Origin of the sequence: Streptomyces sp. NPDC007863, from assembly GCF_040633895.1 — a bacterium.
In the GTDB taxonomy this organism is placed as follows: domain Bacteria; phylum Actinomycetota; class Actinomycetes; order Streptomycetales; family Streptomycetaceae; genus Streptomyces.
Genome location: NZ_JBEYEI010000011.1, coordinates 118,399 through 137,980, shown reverse-complemented (window position 1 = coordinate 137,980; position 19,582 = coordinate 118,399). Strand labels below are relative to the sequence as shown.

General features: G+C 73.9%; 17 protein-coding genes. 7 read left to right on the top strand and 10 right to left on the bottom strand.

The window, feature by feature from the left end:
* Positions 1-208: 208 nt before the first annotated feature.
* From ABZ621_RS19005 to ABZ621_RS18980, 6 genes are all read right to left on the bottom strand, one after another.
* Positions 209-964, bottom strand: a complete 756-nt coding sequence (locus ABZ621_RS19005) for a DUF4232 domain-containing protein (RefSeq protein ID WP_360605885.1) — start codon at positions 962-964, stop codon at positions 209-211.
* A 113-nt stretch (positions 965-1,077) separates the two neighbouring features.
* Positions 1,078-3,753 (bottom strand): BTAD domain-containing putative transcriptional regulator, encoded by a 2,676-nt coding sequence (locus ABZ621_RS19000; protein WP_360605883.1) that lies wholly within the window; start codon positions 3,751-3,753, stop codon positions 1,078-1,080.
* Between the two features lie 130 nt (positions 3,754-3,883).
* Entirely contained in the window at positions 3,884-4,282 is a 399-nt protein-coding gene (locus tag ABZ621_RS18995) for an Imm7 family immunity protein (protein ID WP_360605881.1), read from the bottom strand.
* 4 nt (positions 4,283-4,286) lie between these two features.
* The gene (locus ABZ621_RS18990) at positions 4,287-8,966 is read right to left on the bottom strand and encodes a putative T7SS-secreted protein (protein WP_360605879.1); all 4,680 of its coding nucleotides are present in this window, start codon (positions 8,964-8,966) and stop codon (positions 4,287-4,289) included.
* Between the two features lie 3 nt (positions 8,967-8,969).
* Positions 8,970-9,608, bottom strand: coding sequence for a hypothetical protein (locus ABZ621_RS18985; protein ID WP_360606116.1), 639 nt, complete (start codon positions 9,606-9,608; stop codon positions 8,970-8,972).
* On the bottom strand, positions 9,605-10,009 hold the full coding sequence (locus ABZ621_RS18980; protein WP_360605877.1) for an SseB family protein: 405 nt from the start codon (positions 10,007-10,009) through the stop codon (positions 9,605-9,607). Before ABZ621_RS18980 ends, ABZ621_RS18985 begins: the two co-directional genes overlap by 4 nt.
* Before the next feature lie 556 nt (positions 10,010-10,565).
* Between ABZ621_RS18980 and ABZ621_RS18975 the strand changes: the two genes are divergently transcribed.
* Together ABZ621_RS18975 and ABZ621_RS18970 are read left to right on the top strand one after the other, a co-directional pair.
* Positions 10,566-10,817: a hypothetical protein gene (locus tag ABZ621_RS18975; protein WP_018845686.1), complete on the top strand. Its 252-nt coding sequence runs from the start codon at positions 10,566-10,568 to the stop codon at positions 10,815-10,817.
* The gene (locus ABZ621_RS18970) at positions 10,817-11,209 is read left to right on the top strand and encodes a DNA-binding protein (RefSeq protein WP_360605875.1); all 393 of its coding nucleotides are present in this window, start codon (positions 10,817-10,819) and stop codon (positions 11,207-11,209) included. The genes ABZ621_RS18975 and ABZ621_RS18970 overlap by 1 nt, the downstream gene beginning before the upstream one ends.
* A 111-nt stretch (positions 11,210-11,320) precedes the next feature.
* Here the strand turns inward: ABZ621_RS18970 and ychF are convergent, their stop codons facing one another.
* Entirely contained in the window at positions 11,321-12,409 is a 1,089-nt protein-coding gene (ychF, locus tag ABZ621_RS18965; RefSeq protein ID WP_360605873.1) for a redox-regulated ATPase YchF, read from the bottom strand.
* Between the two features lie 384 nt (positions 12,410-12,793).
* Here ychF and ABZ621_RS18960 point away from each other — a divergent pair, with 384 nt between their 5' ends.
* On the top strand, positions 12,794-13,354 hold the full coding sequence (locus tag ABZ621_RS18960; protein ID WP_360606114.1) for a DUF6542 domain-containing protein: 561 nt from the start codon (positions 12,794-12,796) through the stop codon (positions 13,352-13,354).
* Positions 13,355-13,366: 12 nt separating this feature from the next.
* Here the strand turns inward: ABZ621_RS18960 and ppgK are convergent, their stop codons facing one another.
* Complete coding sequence (gene ppgK, locus ABZ621_RS18955; RefSeq protein WP_360605871.1) at positions 13,367-14,125, bottom strand: polyphosphate--glucose phosphotransferase; 759 nt, start codon at positions 14,123-14,125, stop codon at positions 13,367-13,369.
* Positions 14,126-14,154: 29 nt separating this feature from the next.
* Complete coding sequence (locus ABZ621_RS18950; RefSeq protein ID WP_360605869.1) at positions 14,155-15,156, bottom strand: 4-hydroxy-3-methylbut-2-enyl diphosphate reductase; 1,002 nt, start codon at positions 15,154-15,156, stop codon at positions 14,155-14,157.
* Positions 15,157-15,250: 94 nt separating this feature from the next.
* Here ABZ621_RS18950 and ABZ621_RS18945 point away from each other — a divergent pair, with 94 nt between their 5' ends.
* The 4 genes from ABZ621_RS18945 to ABZ621_RS18930 all read left to right on the top strand — a co-directional run bounded on the left by ABZ621_RS18945 (position 15,251) and on the right by ABZ621_RS18930 (position 18,972).
* Positions 15,251-16,666 (top strand): APC family permease, encoded by a 1,416-nt coding sequence (locus ABZ621_RS18945; protein WP_360605867.1) that lies wholly within the window; start codon positions 15,251-15,253, stop codon positions 16,664-16,666.
* Positions 16,667-16,697: 31 nt separating this feature from the next.
* Positions 16,698-17,903 carry an exodeoxyribonuclease VII large subunit gene (xseA, locus tag ABZ621_RS18940; RefSeq protein ID WP_360605865.1) on the top strand — a complete coding sequence of 402 codons (1,206 nt, stop codon included), beginning with the start codon at positions 16,698-16,700 and terminating at the stop codon, positions 17,901-17,903.
* A gap of 50 nt (positions 17,904-17,953) precedes the next feature.
* Positions 17,954-18,187, top strand: a complete 234-nt coding sequence (locus tag ABZ621_RS18935) for an exodeoxyribonuclease VII small subunit (protein ID WP_360605863.1) — start codon at positions 17,954-17,956, stop codon at positions 18,185-18,187.
* A gap of 194 nt (positions 18,188-18,381) precedes the next feature.
* The gene (locus ABZ621_RS18930) at positions 18,382-18,972 is read left to right on the top strand and encodes a malonic semialdehyde reductase (RefSeq protein ID WP_360605861.1); all 591 of its coding nucleotides are present in this window, start codon (positions 18,382-18,384) and stop codon (positions 18,970-18,972) included.
* Between the two features lie 71 nt (positions 18,973-19,043).
* Here the strand turns inward: ABZ621_RS18930 and ABZ621_RS18925 are convergent, their stop codons facing one another.
* Positions 19,044-19,568: a DUF4245 domain-containing protein gene (locus tag ABZ621_RS18925; RefSeq protein WP_360605859.1), complete on the bottom strand. Its 525-nt coding sequence runs from the start codon at positions 19,566-19,568 to the stop codon at positions 19,044-19,046.
* Positions 19,569-19,582: the final 14 nt, after the last annotated feature.

Sequence of the window (19,582 nt, the reverse complement as noted above, 5' to 3'; positions counted from 1 at the left end):
TGTCACAGCCCCGACATGACCGATCGGTAGCTTCCGTACGACCGCTCCCCCGCCCCCACCTGCGAACCTCCCCGGCCCGGCCGTCGTCCGCCGGCCGCCGTGAGGGGCACGGGAATTCACGGTGCCGACACGGCCGGCGCGCGGCGAACGGGCCCGTCCCCGATCCCCCGGGAGACGGGCCCTTCGTCCGCGGTGCGTCGCGGGCCGGTCAGAAGTCGTCGGCGCCGTCGCGGAGTTCGTGCGTCCAGTAACCGGTCTTCGCCACGGCCTCGTCGACGGCGAGTCCGCCCGCCGGGGCGGCCACGACGACGCTGCCCTCGGCCGGGCCGCCGGCCGCGAAGAGGTTCACGTTGAACTCCTTCACCACCTTGTTGTCCTCGTGGACCCCGCCGTTGGCGACCCGCACGTTGGCGTACGCGGGCGCGCCCGGCTCCAGGACCACCGGGGCGGCCGGCTTGCTCGACGGGACCGCCGGGACGTCCTTGGCCGTCTGGATCTCGCCGAAGGCGAGGAGCGGGTACTCCAGGAGGCGGCAGGCGCGGGCCGAGGTGTTGGTGGCGGTGAGGACGATGTGCTCGGTGGGCACCTCGTCGGCCTTCTGCGCGGTGATCCTGACGTCGCCGTGGGCACAGACCGGCGCCTTGGCGTCGGCGGCGGAGCCGCCGGAGGCCGCGGTGCCCCGCGCGGTGGCACCCTCCGTGCCCTTCCCGGCGGCGGGAGCGGCGGAGGAACCGCCGGAGGCGTCGGCCGAGGAGCCGGACGAACCGGCGGGCGCCGCGCTCTCCGTCGCCCCGCCGGTGCCCGTGGTCCCCGTCGCCGCCGGTGCGCCGGTCGTGGTCTTCGCGCTGCCCGCGTCCTTCGCGCCGTCGTCGCCGCCGCAGGCCGTCAGGCCGAGCGAGACGGCCGCGACGGCGGCGACGAGAAGGGCGGTCCTGCCGGTGGTCCTGCCGGTGGTGGTACGCATGTCGGTGTTTCCCCCGTGGTCGGTGAGGCGTGCTGCGTCGAGCGGTCGGTGGTGCGGTGTCCACCCTCCCGCCGCGCACTGCCGTCCCGCTTGCGTACGGCTAACGCCCGCCGCTAACGCCCCGCCGCGAGGCGCGCGAGGTGCTCCGCCGCCCGCGCCGAACCCTCCGTGAAGCCGGCCGCCTCGGCATCGGCGGCGGCGCGTTCCAGCTGGTGGGCGGCCTCCTCGACCCGTCCGATGCCGGCCAGCGCCTCGCCCCGCACGATCCGCAGCTGGGCCTGGACGACGACGGCGTCGGGCGCGACGAGTTCCCCCGCGCGAAGCACGTGCGCCAGCGCCTCCTCGTACTCCCCCGCCCGCAGGCAGTGCCCGGCGAGGTGCTGGAGGGCGAGGACCTGGGTGGACGGGTGCCCGGTCCGGTCGGCGAGCCCGACCGCCCGCGCCATCAGCACGCGGGCCCGGCCGTACTCCCCGGTGGCGTCGAGGACGGCCGCGTGGTTGACGACGGCGATGGCCTCGCTGATCGCGTCCCCGGCGAGGGCGGCGAGCCCGGGCGCCCGCTCCAGGTGCACCAGCGCCTCCGCGTCCCGCCCCTCCTCGTGGAGGATCCAGCCGAGCAGCGCCCGCGTCCGGGACTGCGCGTCGGGGTCGCCGGCCGCCTCGGCGGAGGCGAGCCCGGCCTCCAGGAGCGGGGTCCAGCCGTCCTGGAGCCGCATCAGCATCAGCGGCCAGGCGACGAGCGCGAGGCGCCAGGCCCGGTCGTGCAGGCCGAGGGCGGCGGAGGCGGCCACGGCCCCCTCCAGGGCGGGGCGTTCGGCGACGTACCAGTCGAGGGCGGCGGCGCGGCCCTCGAACTCCGGGATCGCGGCGGGCCGGCGCGCGTCGGCGGGCAGGGCGTAACAGGGCTGCGAGCCGGGTTCGGCGGCGGCGTCGGCGGCGAGGCCCGTGTACAGGTAGTGGTCGAGGAGGCGGCGCAGCCCCTCCTGGTCGGCCTGCGGGGCGAGGCCGCGGGCGTAGAGGCGCACGAGGTCGTGCGGGGTCCAGCGGCCGGGCACCGCCTCGGTGAGGAGGTGGGCGGCGGCGAGCCGTTCGAGGTCGGCGGCGGCCCGGGCGGGGGTCGTGCCGGTGAGCGCGGCGGCGGCGAAGTGGTCCAGGTCGGAGCCGGTGTGCAGACCGAGGGAGCGGAAGGCGCGGGCGGCGGACTCGGGGAGCTGCTGCACGGTGAGCCGCAGCGCGGCCGAGACGCCGACGTCCTCGACGTCGAGGAGGGCGAGGCGTCCCTGCTCGCAGGCGAGTTCGCCGACCATGGCGTCGAGCGAGCGGCCCGGGCGTTCGGCGAGCCGGGCGGCCGTCACCCGCAGGGCGAGCGGCAGCCCGTCGCAGAGTCCGGCGAGCCGCTCGGCGGCCTCCGGCTCGGCGGTGACCCGGTCCTCCCCGAGCACGGTCGCGAGGAGGGCGGTCGCGGCGGGGGGCGGCAGCTGTCGGAGCGGCACGGGCCGGGCCGCGTCGGAGGCGATGAGCCCGCCGAGCCGGTCCCGGCTGGTCACCACGGTCACGCAGCCGTCGCCGCCCGGCAGCAGCGGCCTGACCTGCTCGGAGGAGCGGGCGTTGTCGAGGACGACGAGCATCCGGCGGCCCGTGGTGAGGCTGCGGAAGAGCGCCCCGCGCCCCACCGCCGTCTCCGGCACCCGCTGCTGCGGCACGCCGAGCGCGAGCAGGAACTCGCGGAGCACGACCCCGGTCTCGGGCGCCGGGGTGTCGCTGAAGCCGCGCAGGTCGGCGAAGAGCCGCCCGTCGGGGAAGGCGGTCCGCCGCCGGTGCGCCCAGTCCACGGCGAAGGCGGTCTTGCCGACCCCGGCGGGCCCGGTGACCAGGCAGACCGGCCCGTCGCCGCCGGCCGCCCGGTCGAGTTGCGCGGCCTCGGTCTCCCGGCCGGTGAAGCCGCGCGGGGCCCTGGGCAGCAGTTCCGGTACGGGGGCGGGCTCGGGTACCGGCGGTCCGGCCGGCGGCGGTACGGGGGCCGGGGCGGGCGCCGGGACGAGGACCGCCCCCGCGTCCCGCAGCAGCTCCGCGTAGGTGCCGGCGAGCGCGGCGCCCGGGTCGACGCCCAGCTCCTCGGCGAGCAGCCGGCGGGTGCGGTGGTACCAGTCGAGGGCGTCGGAGCGGCGCCCGGCGCGGGCGAGGGCCCCCATGAGCGCGGCGGCCAGCGACTCGCGCAGCGGATGGGCGACGGCCTCGGTCCGCAGGACGGCGGCGGCCCGGCCGTGCTCGCCCAGCGTCCCGTACGCCTCCGCCAGCGCCTCCACGGAGGAGAGCCGCAGCTCCTCCAGGGCGGTGGCGGCGGCCTCCAGGGGTCCGCTCGGGACGGTGCCGGTGAGCGCGGGCCCCTGCCAGTACGACAGTGCCTCGCGCAGCATCCGTACGGTGTCGGCGGCGTTCCGCTGCGCGCCGGCGAGCGCCACCAGTTCCTCGAACCGGTGGGCGTCGACCAGCGATTCGGGCATCCGCAGCAGATAGGCGGAGCCCTGTGTGGTGAGCTCCACGCCGTACGCCTCGGCGCCGTGCGCGGCGAGCAGCGACCGCAGCCGGGAGACGTGTCCCTGGAGCACCGTCTTGGCGTGGGTCGGAGGCTCGTCCTCCCACAGCGCGTCCATCAGCCCCGTCACGTTCACGGCCGTGTTGGGGCGCAGCAGCAGCGCGGCCAGCAGGCTGGTCCGCTTGGCCGGCCCCGGGGCGACGTCGCCGCCCTCCGTCACGACCGCGACGGATCCGAGCAGCCGGAACTCCACCCGTACCTCCGCGTCCGATTCCCCCGCTGCCCCCGGCAGCCGAGGATACGCGGCTCCGCACCCCCGACCTGCACCGATCCCACCACGGAACCGGTATTCGGCCGAAACCGGCGGGCGGGGGGCCGGGGGTTCAGTCCTCGATCACCGGATTGCACGGCGACAGGAACGGGTCGAGGCGCTCCTCGACCCGTCCCCGGCGCAGGACGCGCACCCGGAAGGCGTTGTCGGCGTTGGGGATGTCGCCCTCGTCGGACCGGTCGTGGAGCAGGCCCCACGAGCCGGGGAAGCGGCGGGCGACGTACGCCACCAGCGCGTCCAGTTCGGCGGCCTCCCGGCCGAGGTGGTTGGTCTGCCCGGCGGCGGTGACGACGGGCAGGCCGTTGAGGACGTCGAGGGTGACCCGGCAGCTGGAGGACCAGTCGACGGCGTCGATCCGGGCGCGCAGTTCCTCGACGCCGGCCCGCAGCGAGGGCAGGTCGTCCTCGTACGGGTCCTCGGAGATGCCGAACCAGCCATGGAACTCGTACATGCCCTCACTCCAGCGGAGTCGTGTCGATCACCGGCTCGACGCCGTACCGTCGCCCGTACTCCTGGAGCTTATCGACCACGCCGGGACCGGGCGGTCCGTCGAACTGGAAGTACGGCGTGCGGCCGCTCTGCAGCGCCGCCTCGAAGGTGGCCTGCGCCTGTTTGCGGAACTTCTTGTTCAGGGTGAAGTCCGCGGGCTTGGCCTGGGCCACGTACTCGTCGCTGATGGCGTCGAACTCGCGGCCGTCCGGGTCGTTGGCGAAGCGTCTGCGGGGCTCGCCGCCGAGCTTCTCGGCCAGCTTGTCCGCGTCGGCGTCGGGCTTGGTGACCTCGATGAGGTCGCCGAGCCCGCCGTTGTCCTCGTAGGGGGCGAGTCCCAGCGGGTCGCTGAACCGCAGCGGGTTGCGCACGTAGCCGGCCGGGTCGGGCGCGGGGGCGAGGCCGAGCGGGTCGGGGGTGGTGTAGCGGGCGGTCCGGGGGTCGTAGTAGCGGTGGTGGTTGTAGTGGAGGCCGGTCTCGGGGTCGTAGTACTGGCCGGGGAAGCGCAGCGGGGTGTACGCGGACGCGTCGGCGTTCCACGTCGTGACGCCCCACAGGGTGGTGCGGCTCTGCCAGGCGATGTGTCCGGTCTCGTCGACGAGTTCGGTCGGGGTGCCGATGAGGTCCGTGGCGATGGCGAAGAACCGCGCGTCGATCTCCCGCCGGGTGGCCGCGTCGTGCAGCCGCTCGGTCTGGGCCACCGGGGTCAGTCCCTCGTGGTCCCAGCTCAGCGTGGTGGGGTGGGGCAGCGCGGCGGACGGCTCGGTGGTCTGCTCGGCGAGCAGCGGGCCGTCCCAGACGAAGCGGGTGCGCTCGGCCACCGTCACGCCGTCGGCGGCCAGCCGCTCCTTGGCGACGCGCCGGCCGAGCGGGTCGTAGCGGTAGCGCCACCGCATGCCGTCCGGGGTGGTGACCCCGGTGAGCCGGTCCTCGGCGTCGTAGGCGTACGTCCACACGTCGGGCTTCCGCGACAGCCGGGTCCTGGTCCGGCGGACCAGCCGGCCGGCGTCGTCGTACGCGTACCGGTTGGCGCCGGCCTCGGTCACCCGGGTGCCGGTGTACGCGCGCCCGCCGCGGGCGTCGCCTGCGGCGAGGCGGTCCGGCCAGCCGGCGGAGACGGTGTGCCCGCCGCCGTCGTAGGCGTAGGACTCGCTCCAGCCGTCGGCGGTGACGGCGGTGACCCGGCCGGTCGCGTCCAGGCCGTAGCGGCGCGGGCCGCGCAGGGTGTCCTCGGACGCGACGAGGTGGCCGTCCTCGCGGTACGCGTACGTCCGCAGGTTCAGCCGCCGGCCGCCGCGCGCGAGTTCCTGCGCGGTGAGCCGGCCGGCCGCGTCCCAGTCGGACGTCAGCGTCAGCGACTCCCCGACGGTGCGGCCGAGTTCGCGCCCCGCGGCGTCCCGGGTGAAGACGATGGAGCGGCCCGCGGCGGTCAGCGCGGCGGACCGGCCCGCCGCGTCGTGGGTGTACGTGGTGACGTGGCCGCCCGGGGTGACGCGCCGGGTGCGGCGCCCGGCCGCGTCGTAGGAGAACGACAGCGCCTGCCCGTCGGTCAGTTCGGTCTTGACGTGGCCCCGGCGGTCGTAGGCGTACGTCAGCTCCGCGTCGGGCCCGACGGCCCGCAGCAGCCGGCCCGCGGGGTCGTACTCGTACGTCGTCACGGCGCCGCCGGCGTCCTTGCGGACGACACGGCCGAGCGCGTCCCGCTCGTAGCGGACGGCCGTGCCGAGCGGGTCGGTCCGGGTCAGCACCCGTCCGAGCGGGTCGACGTCGTAGCCGATGGTGCGGCCGTCGAAGTCGGTCTCGGCGACCAGGTGGCCGACCGGGTCGTAGGAGTAGCTCCAGCGCAGGCCCAGCGGGTTGCGGACCTCGGTGAGGCGCAGCTCGGTGTCGTGGGCGAACTCGTGGCGGGCGCCGTCGGGGTCGGTGCGGGCGGCGAGCAGGTCGAAGTGGGTGTACTCGAAGGCCGTGGTGCGGCCCTGGGGGTCGGTGTGGGTCAGGCAGTTGCCCTCGCCGTCGTAGGTCCACGACTCCACGGCGCCGTCGGGTCCGGTGAACCGCGCGAGCCGGCCCTCGGGCGTCCAGACGTAGCGGGCGGTGCCGCCGGAGGGCTCGGTGCGGGCGGTGATCCGGCCGAAGGCGTCCCGCACGTACGTGGTGGTGCCGCCGTCCGGGGCCGTCTGCTCCAGGAGCATGCCCGCGGCGTCGTGGCGCATCAGGGTGGTGGCGCCGAGGGGGTCGGTGACCGAGGTGAGGTGGCCGCGCGCGTCGTGGGTGTAGCGGGTGGTGCGCCCGGCCGGGTTGGTGACGGCGGTCCGGTTGCCGTGCTCGTCGAACTCCTGCCGCCAGCGCTGCCCGCCCGGCAGGGCCAGTTCGACGGGCCGGCCGGCGGCGTCGTGGGCGGCCGTCGAGACGCCGCCGTCGGGGTGGAGGGTCTCGACGAGCCGGCCCTCCTCGTCCCAGCGGAACTCGGTGCGGGCGCCGGGCCCGCCGTCCGCACCGGGCTCGGTGCGGGAGAGCAGCCGGTCGTCGCGGTCGTAGGCGAAGCGGACGGTCGCGCCGGTGGGCCAGGTCTCGGCGACGACCTGGAGGTGGCGGTTGACCGCGTAGCGCCAGGTGTGGCCGAGGGAGTCGGTGACCGTGGTGGTGGACAGGCCGGTGCCGGGGTGCGGGTCGCCGTAGTGGAACTCCGAGCGCAGGTGCCCCTCGGCGCCGGACTGGGAGACGCACCGGTCCCGTTCGTCGTAGACGAAGTCGTAGCGCGAGCCGTTGGTGTCGGTCCAGGAGACGATCCGGTCCTCGGTGTCGTACGCGAACCGGGTCGGGACGCCGCCGGACCCGGTGACCCCGGTGAGGCGGCCCTCCTCGTCGTATCCGTACCGGACGACCTCGGTGCCGCCGACGCTCAGCGAGGTGATCCGGCGGTTCTCGGTGGTGAAGCCGACGCGGTAGCCGCCGGAGTGGACGAGGGCGAGCGGGGCGCCGTCCTCGTCGTACTCGGCGGTGATCGTGCGGCCGTGGCGGTCGGCGATCTCGCCGAGCGGGGCCGTGCCGTCGCCGCCCGGCTCGGCGCCGGCCGGGGCCAGGAAGTGCCGGACGGTGCCGGTCTCCGGTTCGGTGAGCGTGTAGCTGCCGTCGGCGTGCCGCTCCAGCGGCCACCGCGGCCCCGCCTCGGGGAGCACCGGGGCGCCGGGGGCGGGGTGCGGGTACGGGACGAGGAGGTTGTCCTCGCCGTGGAGGACGACGCCGATCGGGTCGACGGTCAGCCGCTGGTCGATCGTGGACGACCAGCTGTCGCCGAACCAGCGGCCGGCCCGGTAGGAGGACTCGAAGTCGCGGCGGAACACCAGCGGCAGGCTGCCCGGCAGCAGCACGTCCTCCTGCGGCAGGAACATGCGGCCGGTCGCGAAGTCGACGGGCTCGCGCCCGCACCGCTTGCCGTCGGGCCTGCGGACGGTCTCCCTGAGGTCGTCGGCGCGCCGGGCCTTGGCGGCGTCCGCGAGCTCGTCGGCGAGCCGCACGCCCTTGACGCCGGCGCCGGCGCCGCCCGTCGCGACGGTGAGGACCGCGTCCGGCACCAGGGTGCCGAGCCCCTCCGCCGGGTCCTTCATGAAGTCGTCCAGCATCTGCTTGCCGGTGCCCCAGGGGTCGTTGGCGACCCGGACGAGTCCGGCGACGGTGCTGTTGAGGTTGGTGACGTACTCGGCCGGGTGCGTGATGTTGTACGGGTCCAGCGGGTTGACGCCCCGGACGAAGTTCACGATGCCGGCGGTGCCCTTGACCGCGCCCATGGCGAAGTGGGTCTTCATCAGTTCGAGCTCGTCGAGCCCGTCCTTCAGCTGCTCGCCGTACGACGGCTTGGGCGGAGCCGCGTCCCGGGCCTTGCGCACCGCCGACCGGGCGGCCTCGGCGGCGGAGTTCCGCTGCCGGCGCGCCTCGGCGAGGATGTCCTGCGCCTCCTTCATCCGCTCCTTGCCGGGGTCGGAGAACTCCCCGGGCCGGGGCGGCAGGGTGGCGGGATCCCGCTTGTCGGCGGGCGTCGCGTTGTACTTGTCGACGGCGTCGTTGAAGCCGTCGACCTTCTTCTTGTGGGCGTCCAGGGCGTCCTCCGACGCCTTCGTGCCCGCCTTCCAGGTGTCGATCGCGACCTGGGCGCGGCCCTGCGCCCAGGTGACCGTCGACTCGAACGACTCCAGCGCCTTCGCCGCCTCCTCGAAGGCGTCCGCGCCCTTGAACCACTTGGGCGGCTCCAGCTTCACCGTCTTGCGGAAGGCGTCGGCCGCCTGCCCCTGGAGGGAGTCGGAGTCGAGTCCTTCGAGCCCGAGGCCGACGTCGTTGAAGGCGGCCGAGAAGTCCCGCAGGTGGGCGGCGGTGGAGCGGAGCTTGCCGGGCGAGCCGTGGATCAGCTTGGTCTTGTCCTCGGTCTGCCCGAGGTCCATCTCGTCGACCTCGGCGCCCATCCGGTTCGCGAGCGAGCGGGACTGCTCGCGCACCCAGTCCGCGCCGGATTCCCAGCCGACGTCGTCGAGCCGGTCCGCGGTCCAGTCGCCGACGTCCTCGACGCGGTTCCCGGCCCATTCGACGCCGTCCTCGACGGCGTCCTCGACGACGTCCGGCGTGATGTCGCTGACGAAGTCCCCGAAGCCCATGGGTCAGTTCCCGCCGTTCTGTGCGCGCTCCTCGGGCGACGGCCCGAAGGTGTCGTCGACGGCCCGGTCGAACTGCTCCTGGTCGACGCCGAGGACGTCGTTGAGCATCCGCGACCGCTCCCCGCCCTGCCCCTCGGTGAGCAGCGAGCGCCCGGTGTCCTTCCAGGTCTGGGCCATGTCGTCGCCGGCGCGGTCCCAGGACTCCCGGCTCCAGTCCGGGTTCAGCGCGTCCGGGGTGAAGACGTCGCCCCAGTCCTGCTTGGCGATGTCCTCCTCGGAGGCGTACGGGCTGCCGCCGGCGATCGCGTTCACGCCGAACTTCAGCGAGCTCTCGACGTACTGGTCCTCCTCCCACAGCACGCCCGCGGCCAGGCCGAGCTTCGCCGCGATGGCGTTGGCGTCCTGGACCTGCGCCCTGACCCCCCACTCCCAGCGCTCGCAGAAGTCCTCGAAGTCCGTGGACAGCCCGTGGTGCCCGGCCTCCATGCCGGTCATGGCCAGCTCGGAGAAGCCCTTGCCGAGCACCGCCCCGGTGCCCGTCCCGATCTCCTTCAGCTCGCCGACCGCGTTCCGGATGCCCTGGGTGAGCCGCCGGACGGTGTACTGGTCGATCCCGAGGTCCTTCGCCCCGTCACCCATCAGACGCCACCCCCGGCGGTCCCCTCGACGGCCGCCGCGTCCGGGACGATGCCCTCGGCCGGCGGGAAGAGCATGGACCCGTCCGGGTCCGCGACGTCGACGGCGACCCCGGCGGGCACGCCCATCGCCGGCACCACCTCGTCGAGCAGCCGGGCCCCGAGCAGTTCGGCGAACTCCCAGCTCCGCCCCGGGTCCCCGGCCTCCCGCGCGAACCGCGCGAGGGCCTCCTCGCCCGTGAACGCGAACACCCAGCGCACCCCGCCGAAGTGCCCGGTCCACAGCCCGCCCCGCTCCACCGGCACGAGCAGCCTGGCCCGCCTCAGCTCCCCGAGCAGCGCCCGCGGATCACCCGCCCCGGCCCGCCGCTCGGCGATCCGCCCGGCGAGCGCGCTTCCCTCGTCCACTCCGTTGCCTCCCCCGAAGCCCGAACCCGACCCGTCCACCCGGACGACGCTCACGCGCCTTCCCCGAACACGCCCCGCCCACACCCCCCGGTTCCCCGCCCCCACGGAACCCTTGAACCCTGGAACCCCGGAACCCCGGGACCCCGGGACCCCGGAAACACCGAAGGGGCCCGGCACTCCCTGGGAACCGGACCCCTCACGCCGCGTACGCGGACGACCGCTAGACGTTGAAGCGGAATGCCCGAAGCGAGATCCTGACCTGTGGCGGAGCCTCCCACATGCCCCTGACCTGGGATTTCCTGGTTGGCATGCGTGGGCTCCCGAGGACCCTTCACGGGTGTCCTGCGGACTGGCTGCGGACTGGCCGGGTGTCGCGAGGCCGGAGAAAGCGCCGCTGGAAGGGGGATGGCTTCTCGCTGAGCAGGTTGGACTTCGCCACGGACCAGCCCGGCCCATGGAACGTTGATCTCATCCCCCCGCCGACTCCACTGCGACCGGTCTGCCCATGAGGCCGTTCACCTCACTAGCGCTTACCACCACCGGTAGGATCGGCATCATGAGTGGTAGCAGGAAGTACTCGATCAGCCTGCCCGAAGACCTCGCCGAGGCCGTACGCGCCCACGTCGGACCCGGCGGCTTCTCCGCCTACGTCGCCGAGGCCCTCGAACAGAGGGTCGCCATGGACAAGCTGCGGGAGATCGTCGCCGACTTCGAGACCGACAACGAAGCCCTCACCCGCGAGGAGGTCGAGGCCGCCCGGGCGCTGCTGCGCCATGACCACCGGCAGGCCGGCGGGGCCGCCGCCTGATGCCCGGCACCCTCCTGCTCGACAGCGAAGGCCTCTCGAAGCTCTACCGCAAGGACCGCACCGTCGCGGTTCTGGTCCAGGCGGCGTCGGAGGAGGGCGTCCGCGTCGCCACCAGCGCCATGACCACGCTTGAGGCCGACTGCGAGCGCATCCACCCGGCCCGCATCAAGTGGGTCCTCTCCCGCATCGACGTTCACGACGTCACCAAGGAGATCACCGACCAGGCCGCCGCGCTTCTGCGCGCCCATCACCTCCACGGCCACAAGTACGCCATTGATGCCGCCTTCGCCGTCATCGCCCGCAACGCACCCCGGCCGGTCACCGTCCTCACGTCCGACCCCGAGGACCTGACACTCCTGTGCGGCCCTTCCGTGGAGGTCGTCAAGGTCTGAGGCGGTCTCACGCCGACCAGACCTGCCGCTGCCCCAGGGCAAGGACTCCCTGCGGACGGAACTGTGCCCGACCCACCAACAGGCGGGCCGAGCACATTTATTGACGATACGTCACACGTTGAAGCGGAACTCCACCACGTCGCCGTCCTGCATGACGTACTCCTTGCCCTCCATGCGGGCCTTGCCCTTGGAGCGGGCGTCGGCGACCGAGCCGGCCTCCACGAGGTCGGCGAAGGAGATGACCTCGGCCTTGATGAAGCCCTTCTGGAAGTCGGTGTGGATGACACCGGCCGCCTCGGGGGCCGTGGCGCCCTTCTTGATCGTCCAGGCGCGGGACTCCTTGGGACCGGCCGTCAGGTAGGTCTGGAGGCCGAGGGTGTCGAAGCCGACGCGGGCGAGGGTGGCGAGGCCGGGCTCCTCGGCGCCGACGGACTGGAGGAGCTCCATGGCGTCCTCCTCGTCGAGCTCGGCGAGGTCCTGCTCCAGCTTGGCGTTGAGGAAGATCGCCTCGGCCGGGGCGACCAGGGCGCTCTGCTCGGCCTTGAAGGCGTCGTCGGTGAGCTCGTCCTCGTCGACGTTGAAGACGTAGAGGAAGGGCTTGGTGGTGAGGAGGTGGAGGTCGTGGAGGAGCTCCGCCTTCTCCGAGCCCTGGACGATGCCCTGGGAGAAGAGGGTGTCGCCCTTCTCCAGGATCGCCTGGGCGGCCTCGACGGCGGCGACCTTGGGCGCCGTGTCCTTCTTGATCCGCATCTCCTTCTGGAGGCGCGGGAGGACCTTCTCGATGGTCTGGAGGTCGGCGAGGATCAGCTCGGTGTTGATCGTCTCGATGTCGTCCTTGGGCGAGACCTTGCCGTCGACGTGGACGACGTTCTCGTCCTTGAAGGCGCGGATGACCTGGCAGATCGCGTCGGACTCGCGGATGTTCGCCAGGAACTTGTTGCCCAGGCCCTCGCCCTCGCTCGCGCCGCGCACGATGCCGGCGATGTCGACGAAGTCGACGGTGGCGGGGAGCAGGCGCTGCGAGCCGAAGATGTCGGCGAGCTGCTGCAGGCGCGGGTCGGGGACGCCGACGACGCCGACGTTCGGCTCGATCGTGGCGAACGGGTAGTTGGCCGCCAGCACGTCGTTCTTGGTCAGGGCGTTGAACAGGGTCGACTTGCCGACATTCGGCAGGCCGACGATTCCGATCGTGAGCGACACGGTGGCGACTTCCCTAGATGCGGATGGGGGGCGGACGGAGGGTCGATCCCCCAGTTTACGGGGGCCCGGCGCCGGCCCTCGCCGTCCGCCGGGACCGTGGCCCGGGCCACGTCCCGGCCACGTACGGTCGGGATCGGTCGAACTGTGGCCCCAAGGTCACCCGAAGGGCGTGTCCCGGGCCCCTCCCGGCGCGTCCCGACCTACGTTGGTGAGGTGGAGCAGCACAGGACAAGTCAGCCGCGAGGCCGCCGACGGCCGCAGACCCCCCTCACGCCGCCCGGCGCGCTCGTGGAGGTGGAGGGGGCCGGAGCAGGGCCCGGAGCCGGGGCGGCCACCGTCTACCGGGTCGGCGCCCCGGCGGCGGCGCGGCGGCCCGCGCCGCCCGTGGTCCAGGCGCTGCGGCGGCTGCCCTCGCCCCGGCTGACCGGGCTCGGCGCGGGGCTCTTCGCCTCGGCGGCGATGCTGGTCGTCGGGTTCCTGGACTGGCTGGTCCTGGACGGTTCACCGCTGGCGTTCGGCCTGCTGTTCCTGCCGGTGAGCGCGCTCACCGCGCTGTGGGTGCGCCCCGCCGACCTGGTCACCGCGCCCATCGCCGTCCCGATCGCCTTCGCCGTCGGCGTCGTGCCGATCGCCGGCGGCACCGGCGGCTTCGGCGGCCAGGCCATGGCCGTGGTCACCGCGCTGGCGGTGCACGCCGGCTGGCTGTACGGGGGCACGCTGATCGCCGGCGTCATCGCGAGCGTCCGGAAGGTGCGCGACATGGGCCGCCGCCGGGGCCGCCCGGCGCCCGCGGGTCCGTCCGCGCCGGCGCGGGCAGAGCGGGCGCCGCGCGCGGGCGCCGCCGGGCCCGTACGGGGCGGGGGTCAGCCTCCCGTACGGGGCGGGGGCCAGGCCCCCGGGCGGGGCGCTCAGGCCCCCGGGCGGGACCGGCGCCCGACCCCGTAGCCGTACCCCTCACTAACGGGAGGCCGGGGCCGCCGTGCTCGCGGTCATCGCGGCGCCGACGATCCCCGCGTCGTTCCTCAGCCCGGCCGGGACGATCTCGGCGCGGATGCCGTCCAGGTACGGGAGGAACTTGTCGGCCTTGCGGCTCACGCCGCCGCCGAGGATGAACAGCTCCGGGGAGAAGAGCATCTCCACGTGGGCGAGGTACTTGCGGAGCCGCTTGCCGGCCCAGTGCTCCCAGGTCAGCTCCTCGTCCTCGCGCGCCTTGGAGGAGGCGCGCTTCTCGGCGTCGTGGCCCTTGAGCTCCAGGTGGCCGAGCTCGGTGTTGGGGACGAGGCGGCCGCCGGTGAAGACGGCGGAGCCGATGCCGGTGCCGAGGGTCAGCAGGATGACGGTGCCGGTGCGGCCCCGGCCCGCGCCGTAGGTCATCTCGGCGACGCCGGCCGCGTCGGCGTCGTTGAGGACGGTGACGGGGAGGCCGCCGACGGCCTCGCCGATGAGCGCGCCGGCGTCGGTGCCGATCCAGGAGGCGTCCACGTTGGCGGCGGTACGGATCGTGCTGCCGGTGACGACGCCCGGGAAGGTGACGCCGATGGGGCCGGTCCAGCCGAAGTGCGCCACGACCTCCGCGACGCGGCCCGCGACATCGCTCGGTGTCGCGGGCTGCGGGGTGAGGACCTTGTACCGCTCCTCGGCGAGGGCGCCGCGCTCCAGGTCCACGGGGGCGCCCTTGATGCCCGAGCCGCCGATGTCCACTCCGAAGACGTTCATGGACTCACGTTACGGGCATCCGCCGGCGATCACTCCTCGACGAGTGCGGCGGCCTCGGCGCGCAGGTCGCGGCGGAGCTCCTTGGGGAGCGAGAAGGTGAGGTGCTCGTCGGCGGTCTTGACCAGCTCCACGTCGGCGTAGCCGCGCTGCGCCAGCCACTCCAGGACCTCCTGGACCAGCACGTCGGGGACGGAGGCGCCGGAGGAGAGGCCGACCGAGGTGACGCCCTGCAGCCAGGCCTCGTCGATCTCGCTGGCGAAGTCGACGAGGTACGCGGCGGGGACGCCGGCCTGCTTGGCGACCTCGACCATGCGGATCGAGTTCGAGGAGTTCCTGGAGCCGACGACGATGACGAGCTCGGCCTGGCCGGCCAGCTCCTTGATCGCGGTCTGGCGGTTCTGCGTGGCGTAGCAGATGTCGTCCGACGGCGGGGAGACCAGCTGCGGGAACTTGTCCTTGAGCGCGTCGACCGTCTCCATCGTCTCGTCGACGGAGAGGGTGGTCTGGGAGAGCCAGACGACCCGGGAGGGGTCGCGGACCTCGACGTTGGCGACGTCCTCGGGGCCGTCGACCAGCTGGATGTGGTCGGGGGCCTCGCCGGAGGTGCCGATGACCTCCTCGTGGCCCTCGTGGCCGATGAGGAGGATGTCGAAGTCCTCCTTGGCGTACCGGATGGCCTCCTTGTGGACCTTGGTGACCAGCGGGCAGGTCGCGTCGATCGTCGCGAGCCGGCCCTGGCGGGCCTCCTCGTGGACCGTCGGGGCGACGCCGTGCGCGGAGAACATCACGATGTTGCCCGGCGGGACCTCGGTGGCCTGGTCGACGAAGATCGCGCCCTTCCGCTCCAGGGTCTGGACCACGTACTTGTTGTGGACGATCTCGTGGCGCACGTAGACGGGGGCCCCGTACTGCTCCAGGGCCTTCTCGACGGCGATCACGGCACGGTCCACGCCCGCGCAGTAGCCGCGGGGAGCGGCGAGCAGGACACGCTTCGGGCGGTTGGTCGCGGGCGTTGCAGTCATGTGTCCCATCGTAAGGCCGGGCCGGCGGACGCCCGGCGCGCGCCGGCGGCGGCCGCGCGCGTCGGTGAGCGGTCCGGGCGGGGCCGTGGCCGAAACTGACGCCATGGCTGAGAACGCGCAGGTGGTGGACGGGGAGCCGGGCGGGCGGCCGGACCACACGGGGCTACGTCGGACGCTCGGCTTCCGCGACCTGGTCGTGTACGGGCTGCTGTTCATCGCGCCGATGGCGCCGGTCGGCGTCTTCGGCACGCTCGACGCGAAATCGCACGGGGCCGTCGCACTGGTGTACGTCGTGGCGACGGTGGCCATGGCGTTCACGGCCTTCAGCTACGCGCAGATGGTCCGGGTCGTCCCGCAGGCCGGCTCGGTCTTCGCGTACGCCCGCAAGGGGCTCGGCGAGGGGCCCGGTTTCGTCGCCGGCTGGATGGCGATGCTCGACTACCTGCTGATCCCGGCCGTCGCGTACCTCTTCGCGGGGATCGCGATGGAGGCGCTGGTGCCGGAGGTGCACCGGTGGGTGTGGACCGGGATCGCGGTCGTCGTGACCACGCTGCTCAACCTGTGGGGGGTGCGGGCCGCGGCCCGGGTCGGCTTCGCGGTGCTCGCGATGGAGATCGTGGTGCTGCTGGTCTTCGTGGTGTCGGCGCTCGTCGTGCTCGTCCGGGACGGGGCGCAGCGCGACTGGTGGTCGCCGCTGACCGGCGACGGGACCTTCTCGCTCGCGGCGGTGGTCGGCGCGGTGTCGGTGGCGGTCCTGTCGTACCTGGGCTTCGACGCGATCGCGGCCTTCGCGGAGGAGGTCACCGGCGGCTCGGCGAAGGTGGCGCGGGCGCTGCTCTTCTGTCTGGTGCTCGCGGGCGTCCTCTTCGTCGCCCAGACCTGGCTGGTGGCGCTCCTCGAACCGGTCTCCTCGGCGGAGCTCGCGGCCGATCCGGGGAAGCAGGGCTCGGCCTTCTACGACGCCGTGGACGTCTCGGTGGGCGGCTGGCTGCACGATCTGGTCGCGGTGTCGAAGGCGATCGGCGCGGCGTTCGCGGCGCTGGCCGGGCAGGCGGCCGGCGGGCGGCTGCTCTTCGCGATGGGCCGCGAGGGGCGGCTGCCGCACGCGCTGGCGCGCACCGACTCGGGGGTGCCCCGGGTGGCGCTCCTGGTGTCGGCGACGGTGACGATGATCGCGGCCCTGTGGGCGGCCGGCCGGGACGACGGCCTGGACCACCTGGTGTCGGTGGTCGACGTCGGCGCGCTGACCGCCTTCGTGCTGCTGCACGCGAGCGTGGTCGGCTGGTTCGCGGTCCAGCGCGCGGAGGGCCCCCCGCACTGGCTGCGCCATGTGGTCCTGCCGGTCCTCGGCGCGGCGATCCTGATCGCGGTGATCGTGGAGGCGTCGGTGGAGGCCCAGGTGGTGGGCGTGATCTGGCTGGGCGTGGGGTTCGTGGTCCTCGCGGTCCAGGGGGCGGGGCGCGGGCCGGCCGGGGGCGCCGGCCCGGGGCCGGAGCGGTCGGGGCCGACGCGGCGGTGACGTTGTCGGAGGGCGCCGTTACGCTCGGTGCATGGGTCTGACTACGTCCGCCGAGGCGCCGCTTCCCGTCGGTGAGGTCTCCCGCATGATCGGGGGATGGATCGACCGGCTGGGGGCGATCTGGGTCGAGGGGCAGATCACGCAGCTCTCGCGGCGCCCCGGCGCCGGGGTCGTCTTCCTGACGCTGCGGGATCCCTCGTACGACATCTCCATCGGGGTGACCTGCTACCGGCAGGTCTTCGACGCGGTGGCCGACGTCGTGTCGGAGGGTGCCCGGGTCGTCGTGCACGCGAAGCCGGAGTGGTACGCGCCGCGCGGGCAGCTGTCGCTGCGGGCGGTGGAGATCAAGCCGGTCGGGATCGGCGAGCTGCTGGCCCGTCTCGAACAGCTGAAGCGGGGGCTCGCGGCCGAGGGGCTCTTCGCGCTCGACCGGAAGAAGCCGCTGCCGTTCCTGCCGCGGCTGATCGGCCTGGTCTGCGGCCGGGCGTCGGCGGCCGAGCGGGACGTCCTGGAGAACGCCCGGCGCAGATGGCCGGCGGTCCGCTTCGAGGTGCGGAACGTGCCGGTGCAGGGCGTGAAGGCGGTGCCGCAGGTGATCCAGGCGGTGCGGGAGCTGGACGCGCACCAGGACGTGGACGTGATCGTGGTGGCCCGTGGCGGCGGCAGCGTCGAGGACCTGCTGCCCTTCTCGGACGAGCAGCTGGTCCGCGCGGTGGCCGCGTGCCGGACGCCGGTGGTGTCCGCGATCGGGCACGAGCCGGACTCCCCGCTCCTGGACCTGGTGGCGGACCTGCGCGCCTCCACGCCGACGGACGCGGCGAAGAAGGTCGTCCCGGACGTGGGCGAGGAGCTGGAGCGGGTGCGCGGGCTCCGCGACCGCGCGCTGCGGACGGTCCGGGGGCTCCTGGAGCGCGAGGAGCGGGGGCTCGCGCACGCGCTGGCCCGGCCGGTGATGGAGCACCCGCAGCGGATGGTGGAGGTCAGGGAGGACGAGCTGGACGCCCTCCTGGCGCGGAGCCGGCGGGTCCTCGGGCACCTCCTGGACCGGGCGGATTCGGAGCTGGCGCACACCCGCGCGCGGGTGCGGGCGCTCTCCCCCGCCGCGACCCTGGAGCGCGGCTACGCGGTGCTGCAGCGGGCGGACGGGGCGGTGGTCCGGGCGGCCGGCGAGGTCGCGGAGGGCGAGGAGCTGCGGGCCCGGGTGGCCGAGGGCGAGTTCACGGTGCGGCGGGTGTGACGGGCCCGCGCGGGACGACGACACGAGAAGGCACGGAGGACGGAGAAGAGATGGCAGGCGGTACGGAGACGGGCGCGGCGCTCGGATACGAGGAGGCGCGCGACGAGCTGGTCGAGGTCGTCCGGCGCCTGGAGGCGGGCGGCACGACCCTGGAGGAGTCGCTGGCGCTCTGGGAGCGCGGCGAGGAGCTGGCGAAGGTCTGCCGGCACTGGCTGGAGGGCGCCCGCGCCCGGCTCGACGCCTCGCTGGCGGCCGAGCGGGAGGCGGAGGAGTCCGAGGACTGAGCGCGCGGAGGGGAGCGGAGGGAAGTCGAGGGAAAGCGCCCCGGAGGCGGCGGGAGCCGGGCTACACTGGCGAAGTGAAACGGATCACTATCCGGATTGGATAGTTGAATTTTCACCAATCACGGGCGTACTGTCGGGACATCGCCCGGATTCCCCGCCGGGCGGTCCCCTTTGCAGTCCGGAAGGTACGCAGCATGTCCCTCGTTCTCGACTCCGCCGCCCAGGACCTCCTCTTCCGCGAGGCCCGCACCGCCAACACGTTCACCGACGAGCCGGTGACCGACGAGCAGGTCCAGGCGATCTACGACCTGGTGAAGTTCGGCCCCACCGCCTTCAACCAGACCCCGCTGCGCATCACCCTGGTCCGCTCCGAGGAGGCCCGCGAGCGCCTCGTGAAGCACATGGCCGAGGGCAACCAGGCCAAGACCCGCACGGCGCCGCTCGTCGCGATCCTCTCCGCCGACAACGAGTTCCACGAGGAGCTCCCCGAGCTGCTCCCGCACTTCCCGCAGGCCAAGGACATGTTCTTCGCCGAGCGCCCGGTCCGCGAGGGCTCCGCGCTGCTGAACGCCGCCCTCCAGGCCGCGTACTTCATCGTCGGCGTCCGCGCCGCCGGCCTCGCCGCCGGCCCGATGACCGGCCTGGACTTCGCCGGCCTCCAGAAGGACTTCCTGGACGCCGACCACACCCCGCTCATGGTCGTCAACATCGGCAAGCCCGGCGAGGACGCCTGGTTCCCGCGCTCCCCGCGCCTGGCCTACGACGACGTCATCACCACCGTCTGAGTCGGACCGCCGCGTACGGCGAAGCCCCCGGTACCGAGAGGTACCGGGGGCTTCGCCGTGTCCGGGGCGGGTCAGACCTGCTTCGACCGGAGCGCGCCGGCCATCTGCGCGAGCGTGTCGAAGGACGCCGTCCCCGTCACGACCGTGGTCGCCCCGCCCTCGGTGCGCACCAGCGCGTCGTACTTGGGGCCCTCCCAGCGCTGCCACTCCTGGCCGCCCACCGTCTGCGTCTTCCCGGTGTTCTTGGCCGAGTGGGTGACCTTGGGCACGAACTTCCTCGGCTCGGTGGTCGACTGGTTGACCGAGACGTACTGCGTGTCCGGGGAGAGGAAGCCGAGCTGCCAGGTGTCGCCCTGCTCGCGCTTGTACGAGACCACCGTCGCCTTCCAGTCCTCGCCGAGGCCCTCGGGCGCGAGCACCGGGTAGGGCGCCGCACGCTGGGCCGTGACCAGCTCGACGCGGTAGTCCTTGGCCTTGACCGGCTCCGCGTCCTCGTCGTGCGGGATGAAGAGATACATGACCCCCGCGGCGACCATGATCACCCCGAGGGACTGGAACATCCCGCGTACCGTCTGCCTGCCTCGCTTAGCTGCCACGCCCCATATGGTCG